This is a genomic window from Paenibacillus ilasis (genome assembly GCF_043195395.1).
GTDB classification, from domain to species: Bacteria; Bacillota; Bacilli; order Paenibacillales; family Paenibacillaceae; genus Paenibacillus_AQ; species Paenibacillus_AQ lautus.
Window position 1 is genome coordinate 38,296 of sequence record NZ_JBHDJG010000008.1, and the last position, 20,240, is coordinate 58,535.

Annotated in this window: 18 protein-coding genes and 2 riboswitches; of the genes, 10 read left to right on the plus strand and 8 right to left on the minus strand. The window is 50.4% G+C overall.

Annotated elements, in window-relative coordinates:
* Nucleotides 1–71: 71 nt before the first annotated feature.
* The 4 genes from ACETK5_RS31935 to speE form a co-directional block, all read right to left on the minus strand.
* Nucleotides 72–941: a carbohydrate ABC transporter permease gene (locus ACETK5_RS31935; RefSeq protein ID WP_009595532.1), complete on the minus strand. Its 870-nt coding sequence runs from the start codon at nt 939–941 to the stop codon at nt 72–74.
* The gene (locus ACETK5_RS31940) at nt 941–1,906 is read right to left on the minus strand and encodes an ABC transporter permease (RefSeq protein ID WP_394059676.1); all 966 of its coding nucleotides are present in this window, start codon (nt 1,904–1,906) and stop codon (nt 941–943) included. Before ACETK5_RS31940 ends, ACETK5_RS31935 begins: the two co-directional genes overlap by 1 nt.
* 1,127 nt (nt 1,907–3,033) lie before the next feature.
* Nucleotides 3,034–3,903: an agmatinase gene (gene speB, locus ACETK5_RS31945; protein WP_100541604.1), complete on the minus strand. Its 870-nt coding sequence runs from the start codon at nt 3,901–3,903 to the stop codon at nt 3,034–3,036.
* An 18-nt stretch (nt 3,904–3,921) separates the two neighbouring features.
* Nucleotides 3,922–4,749 (minus strand): polyamine aminopropyltransferase, encoded by an 828-nt coding sequence (speE, locus tag ACETK5_RS31950; RefSeq protein WP_012818360.1) that lies wholly within the window; start codon nt 4,747–4,749, stop codon nt 3,922–3,924.
* Nucleotides 4,750–5,081: 332 nt separating this feature from the next.
* Between speE and ACETK5_RS31955 the strand changes: the two genes are divergently transcribed.
* On the plus strand, nt 5,082–7,142 hold the full coding sequence (locus ACETK5_RS31955) for a transglycosylase domain-containing protein (protein ID WP_394059677.1): 2,061 nt from the start codon (nt 5,082–5,084) through the stop codon (nt 7,140–7,142).
* Nucleotides 7,143–7,254: 112 nt separating this feature from the next.
* Here ACETK5_RS31955 and ACETK5_RS31960 read toward each other — a convergent pair whose 3' ends face one another.
* A complete protein-coding gene (locus tag ACETK5_RS31960; protein ID WP_100541606.1) occupies nt 7,255–8,133 on the minus strand; it encodes a hypothetical protein in 879 nt (292 codons plus the stop codon).
* Nucleotides 8,134–8,544: 411 nt separating this feature from the next.
* Here ACETK5_RS31960 and ACETK5_RS31965 point away from each other — a divergent pair, with 411 nt between their 5' ends.
* From ACETK5_RS31965 to ACETK5_RS31975, 3 genes are all read left to right on the plus strand, one after another.
* A complete protein-coding gene (locus ACETK5_RS31965; RefSeq protein ID WP_100541607.1) occupies nt 8,545–8,928 on the plus strand; it encodes an ArsR/SmtB family transcription factor in 384 nt (127 codons plus the stop codon).
* On the plus strand, nt 8,929–11,190 hold the full coding sequence (locus ACETK5_RS31970) for a heavy metal translocating P-type ATPase (protein ID WP_394059678.1): 2,262 nt from the start codon (nt 8,929–8,931) through the stop codon (nt 11,188–11,190).
* A gap of 182 nt (nt 11,191–11,372) precedes the next feature.
* Complete coding sequence (locus tag ACETK5_RS31975; protein ID WP_394059679.1) at nt 11,373–12,542, plus strand: copper amine oxidase N-terminal domain-containing protein; 1,170 nt, start codon at nt 11,373–11,375, stop codon at nt 12,540–12,542.
* Between the two features lie 94 nt (nt 12,543–12,636).
* Here ACETK5_RS31975 and ACETK5_RS31980 read toward each other — a convergent pair whose 3' ends face one another.
* Nucleotides 12,637–13,155, minus strand: coding sequence for a YwhD family protein (locus ACETK5_RS31980; RefSeq protein ID WP_100541610.1), 519 nt, complete (start codon nt 13,153–13,155; stop codon nt 12,637–12,639).
* A 148-nt stretch (nt 13,156–13,303) separates the two neighbouring features.
* Here ACETK5_RS31980 and ACETK5_RS31985 point away from each other — a divergent pair, with 148 nt between their 5' ends.
* The 6 genes from ACETK5_RS31985 (at nt 13,304) to ACETK5_RS32010 (ending at nt 19,266) form a co-directional block, all read left to right on the plus strand.
* Nucleotides 13,304–15,295 (plus strand): M1 family metallopeptidase, encoded by a 1,992-nt coding sequence (locus ACETK5_RS31985; protein WP_100541611.1) that lies wholly within the window; start codon nt 13,304–13,306, stop codon nt 15,293–15,295.
* A gap of 11 nt (nt 15,296–15,306) precedes the next feature.
* Nucleotides 15,307–16,134 carry a hypothetical protein gene (locus ACETK5_RS31990; RefSeq protein WP_394059680.1) on the plus strand — a complete coding sequence of 276 codons (828 nt, stop codon included), beginning with the start codon at nt 15,307–15,309 and terminating at the stop codon, nt 16,132–16,134.
* A gap of 348 nt (nt 16,135–16,482) precedes the next feature.
* A riboswitch (cyclic di-AMP (ydaO/yuaA leader) is annotated at nt 16,483–16,622 on the plus strand.
* A gap of 3 nt (nt 16,623–16,625) precedes the next feature.
* Nucleotides 16,626–17,099, plus strand: a complete 474-nt coding sequence (locus ACETK5_RS31995; RefSeq protein ID WP_100541613.1) for a C40 family peptidase — start codon at nt 16,626–16,628, stop codon at nt 17,097–17,099.
* A 392-nt stretch (nt 17,100–17,491) separates the two neighbouring features.
* Nucleotides 17,492–17,631: riboswitch (cyclic di-AMP (ydaO/yuaA leader) on the plus strand.
* Nucleotides 17,632–17,636: 5 nt separating this feature from the next.
* On the plus strand, nt 17,637–18,110 hold the full coding sequence (locus ACETK5_RS32000; RefSeq protein WP_100541625.1) for a C40 family peptidase: 474 nt from the start codon (nt 17,637–17,639) through the stop codon (nt 18,108–18,110).
* 137 nt (nt 18,111–18,247) lie between these two features.
* Nucleotides 18,248–18,748: a GNAT family N-acetyltransferase gene (locus tag ACETK5_RS32005; RefSeq protein ID WP_100541614.1), complete on the plus strand. Its 501-nt coding sequence runs from the start codon at nt 18,248–18,250 to the stop codon at nt 18,746–18,748.
* Nucleotides 18,749–18,909: 161 nt separating this feature from the next.
* Nucleotides 18,910–19,266, plus strand: coding sequence for a c-type cytochrome (locus tag ACETK5_RS32010; protein WP_006207476.1), 357 nt, complete (start codon nt 18,910–18,912; stop codon nt 19,264–19,266).
* A 101-nt stretch (nt 19,267–19,367) separates the two neighbouring features.
* Here the strand turns inward: ACETK5_RS32010 and ACETK5_RS32015 are convergent, their stop codons facing one another.
* Nucleotides 19,368–19,682: a 4a-hydroxytetrahydrobiopterin dehydratase gene (locus ACETK5_RS32015; RefSeq protein WP_009595556.1), complete on the minus strand. Its 315-nt coding sequence runs from the start codon at nt 19,680–19,682 to the stop codon at nt 19,368–19,370.
* A 109-nt stretch (nt 19,683–19,791) separates the two neighbouring features.
* On the minus strand, nt 19,792–20,085 hold the full coding sequence (locus ACETK5_RS32020) for a hypothetical protein (protein WP_394059681.1): 294 nt from the start codon (nt 20,083–20,085) through the stop codon (nt 19,792–19,794).
* Nucleotides 20,086–20,240 lie beyond the last annotated feature (155 nt).

Genomic DNA, 20,240 nt, shown 5'->3' on the forward strand with positions numbered 1-20,240 from the left:
CCTTTTTTCGGATGGGTTGTTATATCAAACCGGCTGCAAGGCCGATTTCATATCGCCTGCCTCTCTTTGCCTTATTCCTTTAACGAACCCAGCATGGATCCTTTGACAAAATATTTTTGCAGATACGGGTACACCAGAATGATCGGGATGGTGGCAAACAGGATGGTTGCCGCTTTCAAGGTTGTCGTGTTGAAATCGTAATCCCCAAGAAACAGATTGACCGCAGCCAGCTCCTCAGGAGACTGCAGGTACGCTCTCAGCTTCATTTGAAGCGGCCATTTCTCCGGATCCCTTATAAACAGCACGGCACGGGAGAAGGTGTTCCAGTATCCGACCGCGTAAAACAGACTGACCGTCGCCATCACCGGTTTGGATAAAGGCAAATACATGCGGAACAATATGCCGAACTCGCTGCATCCGTCGATTCGCGCTGAATCGTCCAGTTCACTGGGAATGCCCATGAAAAAGGTCCGGATAATGATCATGTTGAATGTGCCAACGAGACCGGGAATGATGAGCGCCCACAAGGAGTTCATCATGCCAAGCTCGCGAACAGTCAAAAAAAACGGGATCATCGGCGCGTTGAAAATCATCGTGAGCACAATGCCGAACATGACTTGTTTGCGAATCAGAAATTCCCGTCGTGAAAGCGGGTATGCCGTCATGACCGAAAACAGCATGCTGAGCAGCGTCCCGGCGATCGTAATATATACGGTAATCCCGAATGATGTCCACAGGCCTTTATTTTTTAATACGTGCTCCCAAGAAGCGGTCGTAAACTCCACGGGCAGCAGGAATACTTCCTTCGAATCGGCAGCTACCGGGGAGCTGAGCGATACGGCAAGCAGCTGAAGAAGCGGGAACAGCATCGTCACCGCAGCAGCGAACAGAAACACATAATTCAGCGTCTGAAACATTTTTTCTCCGAATGTCGCTTTCATCACCACAACCCCTGATCCGTTTTTCTGGCCAACCGGTTAAAAATCCACAGCAGTATAAACCCAATGACGGACTGGAACAGCCCGATGGCTGTTGTCATGCTGTATTGTCCCTGAAGCACACCCGCACGATAGACGTACGTCTCGATGATATCCCCTACCGAATACGTCATCGGCGTCAGCAAATTGTAAATCTGATCAAAGCCGAGCTCCAGGAAATTACCGATCTGCAGCAGGAACAGCACCAGAATCGTCGGAAACATCGTGGGCAGCGTAATATAAATCGTTTGTTTCCACCGGCTCGCTCCATCCATGACGGCTGCTTCATATAAATTCGGATTGATGCCGGCGATGGCAGCCAAATAAATAATCGTTCCCCAGCCGACTTCCTTCCAGATCGAGGACAGCACGACAATCCCTCGGAAATACCGCTCCTCCTGCATGAACAGAATCGGTTCGTAGCCGAACCAGTCTCGAACCGCATTCACAACCCCTTGGTTGGACAACAGCTCGAAGACGATCCCGCCGACAACAACCCACGATAAAAAGTGCGGAAGATAGAACATGCTTTGCACGACCCGTTTTGCCAGCATGATGCGAATCTCATTGAATAGGAGAGCCAGCACGATCGGGGCCGGAAAACCAAAAACAAGCTGATAGAAAGCGATGACCGCCGTATTGCGCAGCACGTTGTAGAAATCCTGGTAGGAAAAAATAAATCCGAAATTGTCCAGGCCCACCCATGGGCTGCCAAGGGTGCCTTTGAAAATCTGATAGTCCTGAAATGCGATGACACTGCCCGCCAGCGGCACATATTTGAACACAATATAGTAGAGAATTCCGGGAATAATCATGACATACAGCATCCAATGCTTGCGGATATTGGTTATGTACCGGTTGCAAGATGTCCCTGGTTGCCTGGCGGTTATCAAATCCTCGCGTTTTATATTGGGTGACTGGGCTGCCATCGTATGTGTACCTCCTTCCGTCGATATGGTCGATGTAACGCCAATATTAACGGCTTCCGGTTATCGGCACAATCAATCAATCCGACACACAATGAGCAGATCGCCGATTCTCCCCAAACTACGCGTACCTTGAACCAATGCGTGGACTTGAAATAGAACTTAAGATTAGAAGAGTGGACAAGCAAATTGAGGAGTGGCATAAAGGATTTGTTGATGGGCTGGAGGATGGGTTGGGTTTCATAATTGTTAAGTTGGCTGATTATCCGGTAAACATATCCGGTTTCCCCCCTTTTCCGTAGCATCTACGCCCACCATTTACGTCAGTAAAAAAAGGAAGCTTTCCCCGATAGCCGCAGGCTTAGGCAAGGGAAGCTTCCTTTTTTCTTGGCAGCTGAGACGCGAAAAAGCAAGCCGACACCGTTAGCCGAAGGCTTAGGTGGGGGAGGCTTGCTTTTTCTTCATAAGGCCGAGGTGAAACCTCGGCTTACACGCACTTAAGCGCCGGCCCACAAGCAAACCCGCCAGGGGAGCTGACCGAGGGGGCCGCGCTCACGCGAAAAAGCAAGCCGACACCGTTAGCCAAAGGCTTAGGTGGGGGAGGCTTGCTTTTTCTTTATAAGGCCGAGAGGTGAAACCTCGGCTGATACGCACTTGAGCCGGCCCGCGAGTAACCCGTCAGGGGAGCTGACCGAGGGGGCCGCGCTCACGCGAAAAAGCAAGCCGACACCGTTAGCCAAGGGCTTAGGTGGGGGAGGCTTGCTTTTTCTTCATAAGGCCGAGGTGAAACCTCGGCTGATACGCACTTGAGCCGGCCCGCGAGCAACCCGTCAGGGGAGCTGACCGAGGGGGCCGCGCTCACGCGAAAAAGCAAGCCGACACCGTTAGCCAAGGGCTTAGGTAGGGACGGCTTGCTTTTTCTTCATAAGGCCGAGAGGCAAATAGCCTCGGCTATATATGGGCGCACAAAAGGCCACGAGGACGTCCCCGCAGGGGAGACCGAGCGGTGGCCGGGCACAAGCACCAGCCCCGCTCATATCCTCATACCAACTCCGAACACCAAAGTTCCGGGTGTCCAGAGGGCAGCGCCCTTGGGGCCCTCCCTGGCAGGGAGGGTTTGGGTGGGTGGACTATTTTACGAATCCCAACAACATCTCACGAATCAGCTTCGCAGCTACGATCTGGGTCTGCTCGGTCGGATCATAGATCGGCGCCACTTCCACGAGATCGCAGCCGACCACATTCACGTCGGAGCCCGCAATGAGGTGCACGGCTTCCAGCAGCTCCTTCGATGTGATGCCGCCCGCTTCTGCAGTACCGGTGCCCGGTGCGGCAGACGGGTCAAGCACATCGATGTCGATGGTCACGTAGACCGGACGGTTGCCCATGGAAGGCAAGGCTTCCTTAAGAGGCGCCGCCACTTCGAACGGATAGAAATTAATGTTCTCGCGTCCATATTGGAACTCCTCGCGGGAGCCGGAACGGATACCGAACTGATAAATGTTCTTGCCGCCCATAATGCCCGCTGCTTTGCGGACCGGCGTGGAGTGGGACAGCGGCTCTCCCTCATAATGCTCGCGCAGGTCAGCATGGGCATCGATATGGATCAGAATGAGGTCCGGGTACTTTTCGTACACCTTCTGAATGATCGGCCAGGATACGAGGTGCTCGCCGCCAAGTCCGATCGGGAATTTCCCGTCATCCAGCAGTTTGCCAACATAATCGCCAATCACTTCAAGACTGCGGCCCGCATTGCCGAAAGGCAGCATCAGGTCACCTGCATCGAAATACGTCATGTCTTCAATGCTTTTATCCAAGTACGGGCTGTACTCCTCCAAGCCAACGGACGCCTGGCGAATACGAGCCGGACCGAAACGGGAGCCGGGACGGTAGCTAACCGTGAAATCCATCGGCATACCGTAAATGACAGCCTTGGACCCTTCATAATCCTCGGAGCTCAAAATAAACACGTTGCCGGAATAACCTTGATCCAGTTTCATCAGTTTATACGCTCCTCCTTATTTCACCAGGTCTTCAACAAATTTAGGCAGCACGAATGCGGCTTTGTGCAGGCGAGGCGAATAGTATTTCGTATCCATCTCATCAATCGTGGACTCGTCCACTTCAAGCGGATCATACGTTTTGCTGCCCATCGTAAAGGTCCACAGACCGCTTGGGTAGGTTGGAATGTTCGCTCCATACACACGGACAATCGGGAAGATTTCCTTCACGTCTTTGTTGACCTGCTGAATCAGGTCTGCTTTAAACCACGGGTTGTCCGTTTGCGCCACGAAAATACCGTCTTCCTTCAGCGCTTCGTAGATCCCTTGGTAGAATCCGCGCTCAAACAACGGAGCAGCCGGGCCCACAGGCTCTGTGGAGTCTACCATAATGACGTCGTATTCGTTCTTATGCTCAATGATGTGCATATATCCATCGTTAACCAGCACTTCGACCTTCGGATCATCCAGCTTGCCGGCGATCTCAGGCAAATACTGCTTCGAATATTCAATGACTTTCCCATCAATTTCAACGAGTACGGCTTTCTCTACGCCCGGATGCTTGATCACTTCGCGAATGACGCCACCGTCTCCTCCGCCGACAACAAGTACCTTCTTCGGATTTGGATGCGTGTTCAGCGCGGGGTGAGCGACCATCTCATGATAGACGAATTCATCCTTAATCGTAGTCATAACCATACCGTCCAGAACGAGCATGCGCCCGAATTCCTCAGTATCGATCATATCCAGTTGTTGAAACTCCGTCTTCTCATGTACAAAAGTCTCCCGGATTTTAGCCGTAATGCCAAAAGTCGGGGTTTGCTTCTCTGTGTACCATAATTCCATCGTCACTACCTTCTTTCCGCTAGAATAATGTTCAGCCGTCCAGATCCAAGCCGTAAAACTTTATTCGGGGCAGATGCCTTTAGCTTACAGTTTCACACTTTTCCTATTGTACCAAACAAATTAGATTATATTAAATCAAGCCCAAATTGCAACCAAAACTTCCGGTACAGACGAATGGAAGCAAAAACATCATCGTTTCCGATGAATATCCTGCCTTCTGCAGCCCCATACTATATAGAAAAAGAAGGCAGCCAAGGGGAATTTGAGCATATCTCCGTTTTGGCAGCGTGAAAGACTCGATTCTACAAAGAGGACTGGAAGGAGAACCACTGATGCCGGGACAAAAAAAATCACCTAAGCGCAAACGTCGTTTCGTCCGGCTTGCTACATTTCTGTTCGTACTCTTATGCATTTCCATCATCGCCGGCGGCATTCTGCTCGCCTATTTATTTATAACGCCACTGCCCGTCGCGGAAACATCCCGCTACTCCCGTCTGCTCGACAGCCAAGGCGATTTAATCGCCACCTTCTCCACCACGGGACATACATCTGAGCAAGTGAGCTTGACCGACATATCTCCCCTCCTGATCCAGGCCACCTTGGCGGTGGAGGACCGGAAATTCTATGATCATCCGGGGTTTGATATGAAGGGCATGGCCCGAGCCGTATTGGTCAACCTGCAGCATATGGATCGCAAACAAGGCGCAAGCACATTAACCCAGCAGCTTGCTCGAAACTTATACCTATCTCATGAAAAAACATGGACACGCAAACTCAAGGAGGCCAAATTCACCGCCCAGCTTGAGATGAAATATACGAAAGATCAAATACTTGAAATGTACCTGAACGAAATTTATTACGGCCATGGAGCTTACGGTATCGAATCGGCGTCCCTGCTCTACTTCGGAAAGTCTTCAAAAAACCTGACTTTGGCCGAAAGCGCGATGCTGGCCGGCATTCCAAAGGGCCCGACGTATTATTCGCCCTACAATCATATGGACAATGCGCTTAAAAGACAGCAGATTGTCCTGAATGCCATGGCGGAGACCGGGTTCATTACCGAGGCCGAGGCCGATAAAGCCGCCTCGGCCAAGCTCGCCCTGCTTCCTCAGGACCGGCAGGAGAATAAGGTGATTGCCTCCTATTTCCGGGACTATGTCCGGAGCCTCGTTACTAAACAGCTGAACATTTCGGATCAGCAGCTCGAACAGGGTGGCTTAAACATCTATACGACACTGGACCCTCGGGCCCAGAAAGCAGCCGAAGAGGCTGTATCCGAGGGCATGGACAGCAAGAGCGAGCTGGAGACGGCGCTTGTATCCATCGACCCGCGTAACGGGCACATCAAAGCCATGGTTGGCGGAAAGAACTACCGTGAGAATCAATACAACCACGCGTTAGCCAAAACAAGGCAGCCCGGGTCCTCGTTTAAGCCGATTATGTACCTTACGGCTATAGCATCCAAGGAAATGACGAGCACCAGCGTGTTCAACAGCCAGCCCACCCTGTTTCATTACGATAACAACCGCAAAACGTATCAGCCCAGCAACTTCGGCGATAAATATTTAGGGGAAATTCCCATGCGGGAAGCCATCGCCGCTTCGGATAATATTTATGCCGTGAATACCATCATGAAGATCGGCGCGGATAAAGTAGCCGACATGGCGAAAAAGATGGGCATCACAAGCCCGCTGGAGCCTGTCCCCTCGCTGGCGCTGGGAACCTCCCCCGTCAGTCCGCTGGAGATGGCCTCCGCTTACGCCGTTATGGCGAATAACGGTAAACGGGTCTTGCCTGTCGCCGTACTGAGTATCACCGATGCCGCCGGTCGCAGCTTGTATACAGCGCCGGAAGACGCAGGGGAACAAGTAGTCGAGCCTGCTGCCGCTTACGTGATGACACGTATGATGGAGGGGGTATTCGAGACAGGCGGCACGGGCAACCGGGTCTCTACCCTGATGAAACGACCGGTTGCCGGGAAGACAGGTACCACCGACTCCGACGCTTGGCTCGTGGGCTATACACCGGAGCTGTCGACGGCGGTCTGGGTTGGATATGATAAAGGGCGGGAAATCAGCAAAGTCGACGGGCGGCGGGCAGCGCCGATTTTCGCGCAGTACACGGAGAAAGCGCTGGAGAATGTACCGCCCAAGATTTTTCCGATCCCGGATGAAGTCGTCAGTGCTTATGTGGATCCCAAGACCGGAAAGCTTGCGGGAGCCGACTGTCCTGGCAAAGTTCTGGAGGTCTTCGTCAAGGGTACGGAGCCTACGGAATATTGTGACGAACACGGAAACGGCGAGCCCGTGAAGAAGGCTGACCCTGCAGATGCGGCCGAGAAACAGGAAGAGCGTTCCTGGTGGAAGGATTTCAAACGATGGTGGGTCGAGTAACTCGGATCGAACCCGTCACATCAAAAAAACAGCAAGCTCCTTTAACGGGATTTCCCCGCAAGAGGGCCTGCTGTTTTTCTTTTTTTCACGATATGTTATGTAGATGGCTTCATTATAAAACGGTTATATATTCAATCATGGAACTACCAAGAGTCACGATCACGAGCATCAGTGCAACGTAAACCAGCAGGATCGCATACAGCGGATCCAGGCCACCAACCATTCTTCTCTTGTAGCTGGTCATGACGAATAACGGCACGGTCATCACGGTGCTGATGAACGACAAAAGGATGATAACCTTCGATATATCCCCATTCAGGAACAGGAACACAAAACTGACGATATACAACACGAGGAATAAAGGCAGCAAAGCGCCGAATCTTGCCATCACTTCTTTTAGCTTCGCAGCCGGGTTGAAGGACAGCTTGACCGCAGCGAAAGTAAAGACGTTCAGCAAGAATAAGAAAATCGCAGTCCAAACGATTGGCTTTAGGACAAGATCTGCAAACGCCCCCTCGGGCAGCCCTTGCAGTTCATGATGAAGCGCTGCGTACAGCGCGAGTGGAAAAAGAACAACATAGAGCACCATGGACACGATCGCGTTGAAGAACTGGCTGCTCTCAGTTCCGGCAGCTGCGCCAAAGGGATGTCTTAGTCCCTTCAGAAAATAATCCCCGTAGAGCTGTCCGTACAATTTTAAGCTGGTCCAATAAGGATTGGGTTCCTCATCTTCATCGGAATGCTGCCGGCCTGCCGTTGAGAAGGGAATATCCGGCGGGGTATACACCGGCAAAGCAGGTTCAATCTGGCGTGCATGAGGTATCTCCCCTCTACTGCTGGCACTTCGTCTAGTGACACTGTATACCTCCGACGTTGCTGCTTGCTCTTTCATGGCGGCAAATACGGGTGAGTCCTCGATAATCAGCCTTGCCCCGCATTTCTTGCAATACTTCCCATCTCCCGTTTCATATCGACATATTGGACAAGTCATACTCTCGCCTCCCCTGTTCATACACATCCGTAAATCGAAGGATAGGTATTAGATAATGTACACATTCGAGTCGAAACGTTTGGCCCGTGCAAGGGTGTTATGTAGTGCATGAGGCGCCTTGGGCCCAATATTCTTCCTATGCGAATTTTATATCTTTTTGCTAATAGTATAAGTTGGCGTGATATGAAATGGAAGGATTTTCTGAGGGGCGACACTGCGCCTAACCATTGGAATTGGTTAATACTATATGACTTATCGATTCATCCTTGGACTGTGAAATGCTTGTGAACAATCAAATATCCGTTTGAATATTGTGTGTAAATCGGGTATATTATGACTAACAATCAAATCAACGTTTGAATATATAGAATAAAGAGCGCTTATTGCTCCTAATCCAAGGAGGTTGTTCTTATGAATGCCCGGACGATGAACGAAGAAGTCTCCCTTGAGCTGTGCGAAACGGAATGTCCTTCAACCGAAGGGATTGCTTTGTTAAAAGAAACGATCTCCGATGATGATATGATCGGCATGGCGGAAATCTTCAAGGCATTGGCCGACCCGACGCGGGTCAAGGTAGCTTATATGCTGGACCGTGGCGGCGAGCTGTGTGTTTGCGATGTAGCTGAAGTACTCGGAAGCTCAACGGCAACGGCCTCCCATCATCTGCGTACGCTGAAGAACAAAGATATCGCCAAATCGCGCAAGGCCGGAAAGAATGTATACTACTCCCTCAAAGATGACCATATCCGAACATTGCTTCACATGACGCTGGAGCACCAGAAGGAGAAGATGTAGATGAGTACGGATAACCATCAACGTTCCAAATCATCTCCGGAGGCAGGCGGCGAACTTATTGAATACCGGGTACAGGGGCTCTCCTGCCCGAACTGTACACGTGAAATGCAGGAAGAGATCCAGAAGCTGGAGCATGGGAACAATGCCCGACTGAGTTACAACAGCGGGAAGCTTACCCTCTCTCCTCATGTGAATCTAAGCCGGGTAGAAACCATTCTGAAAAGTGACGGTGCGCGCATCGTTCATGCTCCGCAGACAGCGTTATCGGCCGCCGGTGCTGCTCTACATGCCCCTTCATCGCATTCTCATGGATCGGCACAAGGACGGGACGAAGAACATGACCATGATCACGGTCAGGCTCATGAGCACCGTAACGGCAGCGAAGGAAAAATGAAGTGGCTGTTGTCCATCTCGGCTGTTTTCTATGTGCTAACCTTTCTATTAGAAGGAAAAGTCGCCGGACCGGTTGTGATCGCATTATATGCAGGTGCTATGATTCTGAGCGGGTACACCACATTCTTGCGCGGACTGCGTAACCTGACCCGCTTCAAATTCAATATGGATACCCTGATGACCGTTGCGCTCGTGGGCGCCGTCATTATCGGGGAATGGCGGGAAGCCACGCTGGTTGCCATTCTGTTTGGTCTTAACGAGCTGCTGGAAGGCTACGGCATGAATCGAGCCCGGCAATCGATGGAAGCGCTGCTGGCCGCAGCACCGAAGGAAGCGGAGCTATGGAAAGACGGTCAAACCCAGCGCGTGCCGATCGAGAGCCTCTCTCCCGGAGACGTTGTCCGGGTAAGACCGGGCGAGAAGATTCCTTCGGACGGAGCGATAACCCAAGGAACTGGCTCGGTGAACGAAGCTGCCATAACCGGGGAATCGGTGCCTGTTACGAAACGGGAGGGCGACACCGTATTTGGCGGCAGCGTAAGCACCGACGGCGTGCTTTATATCGCCATCTCGAAGGTTTATGAGGATTCCTCCCTGGCCAAGATCATGCATCTTGTACAGGAGGCACAGGACAGCAAGACGCCGACAGAGCTCTTTATCGATAAATTCGCGAAATACTATACTCCCGCTATTATGATCATCGCGCTGGCAGTTACGCTGATTCCTCCGCTGCTGCTCCATCAGCCCTGGATGACCTGGATCTATCAGGGGCTGTCCATACTCATTGTCGGGTGCCCTTGCTCGCTCGTGCTTTCTTCTCCGATTGCACTGGTCAGCGGGATGACCCGCGCGGCACGCAACGGCATTCTGATCAAAGGCGGGGTCCACCTGGAGCAGCTTGGCCGACTGGAAGCCATCGCTTTTGACAAGACGGGAACCTTGACCAAAGGTGAGCCTGCCGTCTATGCGGAGACGGTATATGATGAAACAACATTTTATGCCGTTGTAGGCGCACTGGAGCAATCCTCTCTCCATCCGTTGGCTAAAGCGGTCATGAAGCATCTGGAGATCAAGAATCCGCAGTGCATGTTTAATGAACCTCAACAGATAACGGTACTGCCCGGCGAAGGCATTCGGGCTGAGATCGGAGGGAAGCTGTTCTGGGTCGGAAGCGAGGAAGTGCTGCAGCATGTGAACGGCCCGCAAGACCATATCAGCTCCGTGGAGGAAGACATCCGGAGAATGAAGGCCCAGGGTTATACGATCGTTGCTGCCGTAAGCGAGGATCGCGTATTAGGCCAATTCGGTCTTGCCGATGAGATCAGACCGGAGACGGCAACCGTCGTCAGCAAGCTTCATGAGGCCGGTATCACGGATACGGTCATGCTGACAGGCGACCACGAGCAGTCCGCACAGGCGATAGCGAAGCAATCCGGTGTATCTCGGGTATTCGCAAGTCTCCTGCCTGAACAGAAGGTTGCCAAGATCAAGGAGCTTTCTTCCCGCAAAAAAACCGGCATGGTTGGTGATGGCATTAACGATGCCCCTGCATTGGCCGCTGCCGATCTGGGCATCGCGATGGGGAAAGGGACGGATAGTGCCATTGAAACGGCCGACGTTGTATTGATGCAGGATCACCTTGGCAAGCTGCCAGGGGCCATCCAAACGGCAAGACGGGTCAATCAGATTATCAAGTGGAATATCGGGCTCTCCTTGTCGCTGAAAGCCATTGCTTTACTGCTTACGATCCCGGGATGGCTGACCCTGTGGATTGCAATCATATCGGACATGGGCGCAACCATTATCGTGACCTTGCTTGGTCTCACCATTCTGCTTGGCAAGGATCAGGAGCTAAAATCAGGATATTGATATAACCGGAGCTTCGCCCTTTCAGGGCAGCTCCGGTTTTTTTAGTTCGTCCTTTGGCGCGCCAGCTCCAATCTCGCCATCGCATATCTCATTTTTTACATGATTTCGTGATTTAGGTGAAACATTTCCCATTATTTAGTCGTTTATATAGGCGGGAGTGAAAACCAGAAGGAGGAAATGATATGAAGTCCGTACAAATTATCAAATTAGCAGGTACCGCATCCATAGCCATGTCTTTATTGCTTACGTCCTCATCGCTCACAACGATTCCTGCCCATGCGGCAGCAGCCTCCACATCACAGAGCAAGGCAACATGGAGCACTCTGGATGTGAAACATAAACCTTATACGAATAAAGGCGTTGTATTCATTCCATTGAAGGAAGTTTCCGAACAGCTGCAGCTGCAGTTGACGATCCCCGGAAAAAAAGAGCTGTACATTAACAGCCCGACACAGTCTGTCCGCATTATCATCGGACAGTCGCGTGCAGTCAATGCCAAGGGGACCGCTCTAAAGCTCGAGGCGGCTCCGGTCGTGAAGAAAGGCGTGACTTATGTTCCCGCCAGTCTGATTACCAAAGCCTTCGGCATCCCTCTGAAGTATGACAGCAAATCCGGACTTAGAACGACCTTTGATTCTTGGTCAAAATACGCCTATGCTTCCACGGCCAATATGCTCTTCTGGGTAAATCGCGAGAATGGTATGCTGTCCATGGGTAAAGCCGGATCCACCCCAGCCCAAGTCGGCATGATCCCGGTGGAGGAAATCGATCAAGTCGGCTTAAGCGCACATCGCATCAACAGCAATACCTATGTCGTCGACTTGTCCAATTATTACGGCGAACCTCATATTCATGAGGGAAGATACCGGCTGCTCATTCAGGACAAGAAAATCCTGAAGCTATCCAAAACCAAACATTCCAATTTTGCCGGAATTAACTACAAACCGGACCAACTCAGCTACAAAGGCAATATTGCCATGATGAACGGCAGCACGCTGGAGCTGGTTCATCCGACGGGCAAAACGGTCAAAACTTATGACCTGGCCGCGCTCACGGGAGTAAAGGATCATTTTGTTGTAGAAGCGATCGAACAGGACTTCCTGCTCGTCCGACCATACACGAAGGCGACCCTGTATATCGTTCATCCGACAGGCAAGACAGCCGAGCTTATCTATCCTGAACTTCTGGACGAGGAAACCATCAAGGTCATTGAGGAAATGCCGCCGAACGAGGTGGGCTTCATTGGTGACGGTCTTACGTATATCGGATATGCCGGCGGCAAGCTGACGCTCCAATACAAAAATCCGTTTCTCGATCAAAAAGAAAAACTGACCTACGCTCTTCCATTCTAACCATACGCAATTACAAAAAGACCGGCAGGATTCGATCACGAATCCAACCGGTCTTTTCACTTGCGCATCTAGAACAATGCTTTCATTTATTGTATTATTCCTCGGTTCGAAGGGCTTCCTTAATTTCCTCTGGGGATGCATTCCACCATTCCTCGTTACGCGAAATCAGCAGCTCACGCAGCGCTCTCTTCTCCACGTCGCCAAGCCCATCCAGAATAATCTTGCGCTTCATCGCCGCATCCATTTTATTCACATGATCGGCGAGGATCTTCCAGCCGCGGCGGGCCTCGTGGTCAATCCACATTTCACAGGCGGTCATGCCTGCATAATGCTGTCCCTCCGCGGTACGATCTACAGCTACCCACACGATCCACACCTGGCGTCCGTTGGGTACTTCATCCCGGTTCATGCTGAAACGGATGCCCTTCTCCACCTTACTCTTGGCGTGCATGGCTCCAATGTCCACTCGGGCTTCGCCATTGTCGATAATGACGGGCGACAAACTGTTCAGATCGATGGAGCCTGATCCAAACCCCTTATGTTTACTCTTGCTATTAATAATATTCAAAGCAATCGGTTTCTTCGCACCCTGCTTCTGCTCTTCATTCTCCACTGCTGCCGACCTCCTATATCAGAGCCGATTCATACGTATCAGCTGCTAAATTGATAACCCATGTCCCAATAATTTTATTTTAACTAATAATCCCCCAAAAGCAAACATATACATGCACTAGATGCTTGTCAACGGGAGGTTGTTCGATATGGTCCCACCACGTGCCAAAGTCTTTCTATCATCCCTGCTTGCCATAGGTTTGCTTGCAGGATCGATGCCGATATTTCTGAATCCAGGGTCCTCAGCGTCTGCTCTTGCCCCAAATGCGGGCAAGCCCTCCGCCTCTGCCGTGGAGAAGGCCCCGCTCTCACCGCCTAAGGTGCAGCCTAATATTCCCGCTCCGGCCTTAAGCGACCGGCTGGTGGAATATCATATGGATGTTCGGTACGAGCCTGAGGAGAACAAGCTTAAGGGCAAACAGACACTCACTTGGACTCATCCAGGCAAAAAAAGCGTAAACGAGCTGTACTTTCATCTGTATCCCAATGCATTTGCTTCCAATGACACGACCTTTATGAAGGAATCGGGCGGCAGGCTTCGTTCCGATCCCATGCCAGACGACGGATACGGCTCCATGGCCATTACCAGCGTGAAAACAACCGAAGGACTGGCCCTGACCCATCGCCTTCAATTTGTTCAACCGGATGACGGCAACATCAAGGATCACAGCCTTGCCAAGCTCCGGCTGCCTAAACCCATCAAGAGCGGGGAGAGTGTTACCATTCACTTGGAGTTCGAGGTCGAACTTCCCAAAATATTTGCTCGCATGGGAACCACCGAGAATTTTATTATGGCCGGCCAATGGTTTCCTAAACTTTCGGTCTATGAACCCGCTGGTCTTCGCGGAAGAACAGAGGAAGGCTGGAATCTTCATCAATACCATGGCAACTCCGAATTCTATTCGAACTTCGGCATCTACAGCGTTCGCATCCGAGTGCCCGAAAATTACATTGTCGCGGCGACCGGATTCCCTACCAAGCCTGCCCAAAAATCAAACGGGGAAAAAATTTATCAATTCTATGCGGATGATGTGCATGATTTTGCCTGGTCGGCATCGCCAAACTTTGTCACGGCAGAAGAAGCATTCTCCGCACCAGGCGTACCGGGGGTCCGCATCAAGCTGTATCTCGATCCGGCCCATAAAGACTTAAAGGAGCGTTACTTTGATGCCGCCAAGTCGGCACTCGCTTCGTTTGGAAAATGGTACGGAACCTATCCGTATTCCACGTTGTCCATCGTCGTTCCGCCGGAATCGGGCAACGGGGCAGGCGGCATGGAATACCCGACGCTGGTCACGGCCTTCGGTGCCAAAAACGATTCGCCGGGATATGAGCTGGAGCGGACCGTCATTCATGAGATCGCCCATCAATATTTTTACGGAATGATCGCAAGTAATGAATTTGAGGAAGCGTGGCTGGACGAGGCCTTTGCAACCTATGCTGAAGAACGAGTGATGGAAAAAGAATACGGTATTACCTCCAATACGGCAGCTCAGGGAGCATCCATTACTTCCCCTGCACCGCTGAAGATGGAATCCTGGAAATACAGCTCCCACGAAAACTACGCACTGAATGTTTACACGAGGGGCAAGCTGGTGCTGCAAGGCATCGAACGGCAGGTCGGTCCGCAGATGATGGAGAAGATTCTTCATACGTATGCCCAGAAATACCGGTTCAAGCATCCGACCACGTCCGACTTCCAGAAAGTTGTAGAGCAAGTAAGCAAAACGTCCTGGCAGCCGTATTTTGACCAATATGTATATGGAAGCCAGATGGCGGATGTCGCCATCGACGTGATCAAAACCAAAAATAAAGGCACGGCGGAACATCCTCGTTATGAGTCTACGGTCAAGATTACGAGCAAGGACGGGGATATAACCAATGTGCCGATCGTGTTCGCCTTTGAGGATGGCAAAACGGTGGAGCGGACCTGGAGCGGCAAGGACGGCAAAGTTACTTACACCCTGGAGTACAGCACTCCGCTCGCCTGGGCCATGGTTGATCCCAAATACTCCATCGTCCTGGAGAACAAACACATCAATAACTATATGAAGGCAGGAATGGATCCGAAGGTGGTTACACGCTGGAATCTCAGTATTACCAAGCTTGTGGAGACGCTGTTCGGCAGCCTGTCATGGTGAGGGGGGAGCACATGAAAAGTTACGCAGGCCAAGGGTGGACCAGTGTTAAAGACCAGCTATACGTCTCGATTCTGCTCTTCTTATACCGTTTGCTGTGGGGATACTGCCTGTACCGACTCGTAAAATCGGCAGTCGTTCCCCTTCTGATGCGATATCCGGATTCTGCCCCTAACGAGCTCAGCCGTCTGTTATTCTTCTATGAGGGCGAGATGAGCCTAACCCTGAGCAGCACGGTCCACACCTACGGATGGCTTCTGGCCGGTTTGCTCCTGATCCGGATGGTTCTCACCCCGCTCATTCGGGCCGGCATCTTCTACAACCTTCACCAGGAAGCCAAGGGCGAGCGTGGTTTATTCTTCTTCACTGGCATGCGCAAACTGTGGAAACCTGTAACGCTATTCTATCTGATTGAGCTTATTCTCACCTTTGTGCCCGGTTACTGGCTTCTGCCCAAAATTCTTCCGATTCTGCTAAATGGGATTCAGGAGCCTGTTCTGCCCCTTCATGCACTGCCGTATGCCGTTGGCTGGTTCTTGTACGCCTATCTAATCCGCCTGTTATTGCTCTATATGCAGTTCGGGCGCACGGGAGACTTTGGTATGATCAGCTCTCTCCATGCGCTCTTCCGCCGCTTGGGCACGGCAGTGCTGTTATCCATCACCATCGGCGGATCCGCCTGTGTCATTCTGTTGCTCCTGAGCTCGGCTTCGCTCTTCTGGGCCGGGTTGATCGGCTTAATTATTCAGCAGGCCTCTTATTTTCTGAATGGACTTTTCCAAATTTGGGTAATTTCCGCTCAATATCATTTGTGGAGAGATTCCTCCTCATCGCATCCTTAATCGTTACAATTCGTTACCCTGAAATGATGAAACATGCTCGCGAATAAGCTGTAATCCGAAGTGACACGTTTCTATCCGGGTCTTGATTTTACAAAGAATAAGAGTTCATTTATCCTCTATATTACAAATTTCTGAGCGCCAAATTACAAAAAAACCTGTTTCCCCAAGATGGGGACAGGTTTTTTTGTTTAAAAATGATCTTTCCTCGTTTGCCAAATTGTTAATACTCTGCTAAAATAACGAATATGTTAGTAACAACTTTGTCATCTTTACTGTAACTTTTTGTTGGAACGATGTAAATTCGTTATCTATGTTGGAACGTCAGACGTCAATGAATGGGTTCATCAACATTTTAAGGAGCCGAATTCCCATAACGATATGGGAAGCGGGGGATCCGTTTTGGGTGAATTGATCTCGCAAGAGAGGGATCATAGGGGACCTTCAACCGAACCCTTAAGCTAACCTCGCAGGCAATGGAAGGAGCTTTTGTTTTGAAAAAGAAGTTAACGGCTGTTTCTCTAGGCCTCGCACTCGCACTCACATTAGGGACCGGAAGCGCTTTCGCCGATTCCAAATTAAATACTGCAATCAAACCAGCCATTGGTGTCTCTTATAAAACAGGCGGAACCACAACGAATGGTTTTGACTGCTCCGGATTCACCAGCTATGTTTACAAGAAGCTTGGCCTTAGCCTGCCGCGTACATCTGCAGCTCAATACAAAGTAGGTACGGCAGTATCCAAGAGCAACCTGAAAGCTGGCGATCTCGTGTTCTTCAACACATCCGGTAGAGGTGTATCTCATGTGGGTATATATGTTGGGAGCGGCAAATTCGCTCATTCCTCATCTTCGCGTGGTGTCATTATCAGTCCGCTAAGCCAGAGCTATTATGCCAACCGATATGTAGGCGCTAAGAGAATTATGAGTCAAAATACGTACAAATCTGTAGCTGTGAACTACAATTAATGTTGGAACTTTATTGATTTACTCTTACAAGAAAGCCCTGGGCTTATGAGATTGTGCCGATCTCATCCAGCGGCTTTTTTCTTTTGTTTATTCTGTCTATACCTTTATAACGTTCAGGACAACGGAAAAGTTCCCGCTTTTCGAAAAAAAATGAAATTTATTCTACAAGTTCACTTCACTTCGCCATGTCTTCACATCTTCTACCCTTTATATACCCTTCTCTCCCTTCATTAAACACCCATTTTGGAAAAATATTGATTTTATCCGATGCTTCGACGGCTAATGCTATTGAAAAATAGCGAAATTCACCAAGAAATAATTGCCAATCTCGCTTGCTGTCTGATAGAATGGACGCAGTAACAACTTTGTCATTAATGTAAGTGCTTTAATCATAGATTGCTATGCCGAATTCCCGGCCGAACGGGAAGCGGGGGAACCAACCCACGGGTGAATTGATCTTGCCGTCAAGAGATCATAGGGAACCTTCAACCGAACCCTCAAGCTAACCTCGCAGGCAACGAAAAGGAGCTTTCCATGCTGAAGAAAACATTATCGACAGCAGCCCTGAGTATCACGCTGTTGTTCACTTTGGGCGTTGGCAGCGTGTTTGCGGATCGTGCGCTGGATCACGAAATCGATAAGGTGCTAGGTACAAAATACAGCTACGGCGGCACGACCACGAGCGGATTTGACTGTTCCGGCTTCACCATGTATGTATATGCTAAACTCGGTCTGAAGCTACCGCATCAATCCGGCTCTCAATTCGACATGGGGACAAGTGTATCCCGTAAGGAGCTGCGCGCTGGCGATTTAGTGTTTTTCAACACATCGGGCCAGGGCATCTCCCACGTCGGCATTTATGTCGGCGATGACAAATTTGCCCATGCCTCCTCCAACCGCGGCGTGGTAATTAACCGCCTTTCAGAGGAGTACTATGATCAGCGATACGTGGGTGCGAAGCGTATTATGAGCAATGATAAGTATGAAGAGTCAACCGGTGAAACATCCTAAGTTATAGAGGCTAATCATCCTATACATACTGCTTGCCCGTTAAAGGAGCCCTTACCTCTCTTTGACGGGCTTTTTGATGTGACTTGAATATTCGTAAAATGGTTATTATTCATGCATACGATAGGAGGATTTCGCAAATGGATGCAACACCGATTTCATTTCACACTGTAATCATGCGTGAAGAGCACGCGGAAGAAATATGCGCCTGGACCTATCCTCCTCCCTATAATATCTATGGCTTTCTTCCCTGGGAGCAGATGAAAGGGCTTGAGGTGGAGTTTGGCGATCCGGACATTCGCCAGAGGCAGTACATCTCGATTCTGGATGAATGGGAGGCCCTTTGGGGGTTTGCCCAACTGTTTCCGATGCATGAGGTTACACGAATCGGACTTGGCATGCGGCCTGATTGGTGCGGGCGTGGAATGGGTAAACGGTTTATGCAGACGATTGTCCGGGAAGCCAGGCGGAGGCGCCCTGCCGACGAAATTGACCTGGAGGTGTTGACCTGGAATGAGCGTGCGATTCGCGCTTATCAAAGGGCGGGCTTTCACATCACCGATACGTACGAGCGGCTTACGCCAACGGGTAACGCCCTTTTCCATTGTATGGTGTATGAGCCCCCGGCAAATGAGGAATAGTAATCTTTGTCTATATGAAAAAGCACAATTTTGTGTACTTTTTATGAAGCCACGCCGTATAGTTGCTTTTTTTGTCACAACTGGCTATGCTGTCTATGGATGTTGGTTTATAATGGAGACAAGTGCAAAAGTGCAGTATACATAGAAGGGACGATATGACGATGCAAAAATGGATCATGAGCGGATTGTTCTTCGTCGCATGTGCGTTGGCTATTGCGCTGATGTTTACGCTCCCAGGTAAGGAACAGGTAGCTCAGGAAGAGAAGCCGACCATGCCGGAAGTGACTCTCGATGCTGCCGCAGCGGAAGCTACACTGAAAGCAAGCTGCATTAGCTGTCACGGCGACCAACTTCAAGGCGGCGCTGGACCGGCTTTGAATCAAGTGGGCGGACACATGGATGCGGACGCGATCTTCAACGTTGTAACCAAAGGTCGTAAGGGAATGCCTTCCTTTAAAGATCAACTTAAGCCTGAAGAAATCGCAAACATCGCGCTGTACCTTGCTGAGAAAAAATAAATCAGCTTATACGCAAAACACGCCTGCACCTGGAGTTCTTCCTGGGGCAAGCGTGTTTTTACATATTCGGGACCTCCAAGGGGACTTACCGTCTTCCCCTTCTATTGTCCCGACTTGCCGTCCTTCGAACGACTCTTCTCATAGGCTTCGTTAAACTGCTGCGCTTCCTTAATATCCACAGCCGTAATGCCACCGTCGTCCCAAGAAGTGAGACGAAGTGTAACGACTTTATAATCTATGGTGATGTAGGGGTGATGTCCGAAAGCTTCCGAAATAGCTGCCACTTCATCAACAAAAGCAATTCCCTTCATGAAGGAGGAGAAGGTATACTTCCGTACGATCCATCTCCCTTGTTCAAATTCCCAACCCTCAAGCTTTTCCAGATGAGCCTCTACTTCTTGCTGCGTATAAAGCATCTTTTATCTTCCTCCCCGAAAAAAACCTATCTTAAAGCCGACTGACACGTAATATGGGCTATCTGTCATCTATTCTATTCTGCCCTGTATCCGTTGATAACTGGAGTGATTACACAAGGGCCACAAAAGCCAACTCTTCTTCACCGATCAAAATATGTATTCGATGGTTCGTCTGATCATGCATGACCACGCCGCTGCCAACGTTAATCACCGGCTCTGTGCCCAGCGCATAAAACAAATCCTCTGCCAGCGCCTCATGAACCTCATTTTGCTCGGCTACACCCAGATTGCCCCAATCCTCAGCTTCCATTTCAAAGAAGACATAGCTGTCGGAAATTCGCCCGACCGCCTCGGTTAGTTCTGCCAGAATTTCGCCATAATCCCTTCCGTGCTTAACGCCCATCTTAATCACTCCTTTCCTTGCCGTACTTAGCTTCGTTTCCCTTCCTTCCATTATACCGGAAATTACAACTAAAAAAAAAAGCCCGACCTGACGATAAATAGGATAACGCCCCACATAAGGGGCCCGGTTCTCCATGAGAGCCGTTCTGACGAATG

Coding starts and splice junctions, on each gene's coding strand:
- ACETK5_RS31960 (WP_100541606.1), bottom strand. CDS start 8,133: ATGACTTGTCCAATATGTCGATATGAAACGGGAGATGGGAAGTATTGC.
- ACETK5_RS31965 (WP_100541607.1), top strand. CDS start 8,545: ATGAATGCCCGGACGATGAACGAAGAAGTCTCCCTTGAGCTGTGCGAA.
- ACETK5_RS31935 (WP_009595532.1), bottom strand. CDS start 941: ATGAAAGCGACATTCGGAGAAAAAATGTTTCAGACGCTGAATTATGTG.
- ACETK5_RS31940 (WP_394059676.1), bottom strand. CDS start 1,906: ATGGCAGCCCAGTCACCCAATATAAAACGCGAGGATTTGATAACCGCC.
- ACETK5_RS32005 (WP_100541614.1), top strand. CDS start 18,248: ATGGATGCAACACCGATTTCATTTCACACTGTAATCATGCGTGAAGAG.
- ACETK5_RS31985 (WP_100541611.1), top strand. CDS start 13,304: ATGGTCCCACCACGTGCCAAAGTCTTTCTATCATCCCTGCTTGCCATA.
- ACETK5_RS32020 (WP_394059681.1), bottom strand. CDS start 20,085: ATGGGCGTTAAGCACGGAAGGGATTATGGCGAAATTCTGGCAGAACTA.
- speE (WP_012818360.1), bottom strand. CDS start 4,749: ATGGAATTATGGTACACAGAGAAGCAAACCCCGACTTTTGGCATTACG.
- ACETK5_RS32015 (WP_009595556.1), bottom strand. CDS start 19,682: ATGCTTTATACGCAGCAAGAAGTAGAGGCTCATCTGGAAAAGCTTGAG.
- ACETK5_RS31975 (WP_394059679.1), top strand. CDS start 11,373: ATGAAGTCCGTACAAATTATCAAATTAGCAGGTACCGCATCCATAGCC.
- ACETK5_RS31990 (WP_394059680.1), top strand. CDS start 15,307: ATGAAAAGTTACGCAGGCCAAGGGTGGACCAGTGTTAAAGACCAGCTA.
- ACETK5_RS31970 (WP_394059678.1), top strand. CDS start 8,929: ATGAGTACGGATAACCATCAACGTTCCAAATCATCTCCGGAGGCAGGC.
- ACETK5_RS32010 (WP_006207476.1), top strand. CDS start 18,910: ATGCAAAAATGGATCATGAGCGGATTGTTCTTCGTCGCATGTGCGTTG.
- ACETK5_RS31955 (WP_394059677.1), top strand. CDS start 5,082: ATGCCGGGACAAAAAAAATCACCTAAGCGCAAACGTCGTTTCGTCCGG.
- speB (WP_100541604.1), bottom strand. CDS start 3,903: ATGAAACTGGATCAAGGTTATTCCGGCAACGTGTTTATTTTGAGCTCC.